Source organism: Limosilactobacillus mucosae DSM 13345 (assembly GCF_001436025.1).
Classification (GTDB): Bacteria; Bacillota; Bacilli; order Lactobacillales; family Lactobacillaceae; genus Limosilactobacillus; species Limosilactobacillus mucosae.
This window is the reverse complement of the sequence record NZ_AZEQ01000048.1, coordinates 1-2,524: the sequence shown is the minus strand read 5'-3', so window position 1 is coordinate 2,524 and position 2,524 is coordinate 1. Positions and strand designations below refer to the sequence as shown.

2 protein-coding genes are annotated in these 2,524 nt (G+C 38.5%); both read right to left on the bottom strand.

The window, feature by feature from the left end; genetic code table 11:
• Positions 1–68 precede the first annotated feature (68 nt).
• On the bottom strand, positions 69–683 hold the full coding sequence (locus tag FC47_RS10020; RefSeq protein WP_039945903.1) for a DUF1349 domain-containing protein: 615 nt from the start codon (positions 681–683) through the stop codon (positions 69–71).
• Between the two features lie 501 nt (positions 684–1,184).
• Complete coding sequence (locus FC47_RS10015; RefSeq protein ID WP_056968800.1) at positions 1,185–2,420, bottom strand: RNA-guided endonuclease TnpB family protein; 1,236 nt, start codon at positions 2,418–2,420, stop codon at positions 1,185–1,187.
• Between the last annotated feature and the right edge of the window lie 104 nt (positions 2,421–2,524).

Sequence of the window (2,524 nt, the reverse complement as noted above, 5' to 3'; positions counted from 1 at the left end):
ACACAAAATATTTTACACTCCCTTCATGTCCTTTTCAACCCGTACCGTTATGGTGTGCTTACAATTTTTTAAATTAAGTCGTGATCTGCTTGTTGTCCGTCGTGGGTAAGCCATTTGCATTCCGTAAGCTCAAAATTAGTAAAAGTTGCCTTGAAAGACGAATTTTCTGGACTGCAGGCATAGATGCCAAACTTGATTGTTCCATCCCCCTTTGCCATGTGACAGATCCGCATTTGTTTAAAGGTAACTCCATCATCGGAACATTCAATACAATAATCATCAGCTCGCCGACTGAATCTGTACCACATTGATTTGATTGAGGCAGGAATCTCAGTAGTTGCCCAATCTGAATATCCTTGATTGGTTACTACGCTGCCTAGATGTTGAAACGTTTCGTTTTCATATTCAATTGATCCTTTCAGCCAATTTTCGCTATCAAGGTACATTACTATGCCACATTGGTCAAAACGGTGCTTGCTTTCAAATGCTGTTTTGACGATAAATGAGAAATATTGCTCGCTTGTCTGCATTTGTAAAACGGGAGCATTGTCATTGCGAAAATGATAATAGGTTCGCTGCCATAAATCAGTATGTGGCTTAGTAACAATTTCTATTTTATCCTTACTTATGGAGTAGGCAGCAGGTTCTCTTGTCCATGCTAAATCGTCTACCAAAAATTTCATTGTTTCCCCCATTTATCCTTGAGAATTCTTTGCTTAACCGTTAATTGCAATATCATCGGTAATTTTCTAGCTGACATCGGATTTTATTTTAAGTCAGCTTTATATTAAGTTGATCAGTTAATGATAACGCCTACTTAAGTCACTTTTCAACGTTTTGCCAGATGCGATAGACAGTACCTTAATACAGTTCTCAATCGTTTAGCGCGCGATGATCTCATCACCTGCTTTCAAATTGATTATTGCGCTTGCAAATTCTTCCAACGCGCCAGATATGAAAGAACTCAGTAAAACGGGATGTTTTTACTATATCGACATTGACTTTGGGTGCTAAGATTATTAGATAATAATTAAAAGAGGTGTTAACAGTCAACTACTACCGATTAAAATCGGTGGCTTGCAGCTCACAAGCCTAACGGCTTAGAAGTAATAACGCACTAACGTGCTCCTTCGGTTGTGGCTACATCATCGGGTGGTTGACGGCACCCGTTTAACCAACGAGATTTACTCATTAGCTGTTAATTTACTAAAAGACGGGCGTTCATTGCCGCTAATATATTGAGTACCCAAGAGCTGAATGTTCATGGCACCGATACGATCATCATTGGATTGATAGCCACAACGATCACACATGTACAAATGTTCTTGATGGTTACGATTATTTTTCCAGATACGACCACATTTCGGACAACGTTGGCTCGTGTATTTAGCTGAAACTTGAACTACTTCGCTTCCAACTAAATGAGCTTTGTAAGTTAAAAATTGACCTAACTGGTAGAAAGCCCAAGATACTTGTTCATAACGTTTTGCTTTTGCTACTTTTTCAGTTGCGAATCGTACATTAATTAGATTTTCCAAAACAAAGAGAGTATCAGCACCATAATGGTTAACGAGTGTCTTAGATAACTGATGATTAATGTCAGTCATCCAGCGGTTCTCTCGTTGACCAATCTTCTTTAATCGGCGCTTGGCTGATTTAGTTCCTTTACTTTGCAGTTGTTGGCGTAGTCGTTTGAATTTACGGCGCTTGCGTATTACTTCTTGGCCCTGGAAAAACAATGTTTTTCCTTGCTCATCATAAGCAGTTGCCAAGAATCGCAATCCGCGATCAATACCAACTACATGTTGTGATTGTTCCTTTAGGTAGTCTGGCAGTTCTTTGGTTGCACTAATGTGCATGTACCACTTATTGCCAACATGTAATATCTTAGCCATGCCAAATTGCCAAGTACCGTCTAAATATTGATCGAATCCTTGACAAGTAAATGGTGCTTTTATACGACCGTTAACTGTATTGATAGACATTACATGGTTGTCTTTAAGTGACCAATCACGATTACGCTGCAAGTCTAATTGAGGACGTTTAAAGTTAATGGGATACCATAACCAATCTAGAGTACGAGGCTCGTTTTTCCAAATATTGTTGCCATATTGGTCTTGCTTACCCGTATTGTAACGATAAGGCTTTTGAGCCAACTGTGTTTTAATCGTTCGGTAACGAGCAACGACATTACGAATTGCTGACTGAGCCATTTGCGCTTTTAGTCCATAATCGTTTCGCAATTGATGGTACAACGCCTTGTTTAACTTTGCTTGTGCCATCTCAAAATTATGGTCAAACATATATTGGGAAACTGTGTTACATGCTTGTCGATACTGTTCTAAGGATTTAACTAAAACCGATTCATCTAGTGATGATTGTAACTTTAATTTGCATTTGATTGTAATAGCTTGTTGCATTAGGTTCACCTCACTTTCTTCATACATCAATTATATCGTATTGATATGTGAAAATCTAAGAAAGGAAAAAGGCAAAAAAAGAAGAGGCTGGGAAAAAACTCTCA

Coding starts and splice junctions, on each gene's coding strand:
- FC47_RS10015 (WP_056968800.1), bottom strand. CDS start 2,420: ATGCAACAAGCTATTACAATCAAATGCAAATTAAAGTTACAATCATCA.
- FC47_RS10020 (WP_039945903.1), bottom strand. CDS start 683: ATGAAATTTTTGGTAGACGATTTAGCATGGACAAGAGAACCTGCTGCC.